1 pseudogene is annotated in these 450 nt (G+C 60.4%); it reads right to left on the reverse strand.

Annotation, left to right across the window (positions count from 1 at the left end):
- Positions 1-169 precede the first annotated feature (169 nt).
- Positions 170-450, reverse strand: a pseudogene (locus tag FY112_RS00120) (sugar ABC transporter substrate-binding protein); the annotation flags it as partial.

The following is a 450-nucleotide window of genomic DNA, read 5'->3' on the forward strand; positions in this document are numbered from 1 at the left end:
AGTGCTCATGGAATGTCATCTCCTTCCCGCAATCGGCCCCGCATGATATCGGGCATGATCGGCTCTGCCTCGGGCATGATTGTCCGCGCATGATCATTCCGTATGATCGGCGCGGAGCCTGAAGCTCCCCCGCGAAGCACGCGGGGAAGCATTGTCATCACAAGTGGTCTCAGCGGGCGTCGTCGATCGCCTGGACGAGTTGCTTGACGGCTTCGTCGGAGGTCTTGATCTGGCCGTGTACGAACTTCGAGACGACATCCTTATAGGCATTGGCGATCGCCGGAGGAGCGCCATAGCCTTGCGCCAGCGAGCCGAACAGCTTGCCGCCTTCATTGGCAGCCTTCAGATCGGCGATGCCCTTCTTGCCGCAAGCGTCGAAGTCAGTATCGGGCACGTCGGTACGAGCCGGCACCGAACCCTTGACGACGTTGAAGGCCGACTGGAAGCTCT

It is taken from the genome of Rhizobium sp. PEPV16, assembly GCF_008919455.1.
Classification (GTDB): Bacteria; Pseudomonadota; Alphaproteobacteria; order Rhizobiales; family Rhizobiaceae; genus Rhizobium; species Rhizobium leguminosarum_Q.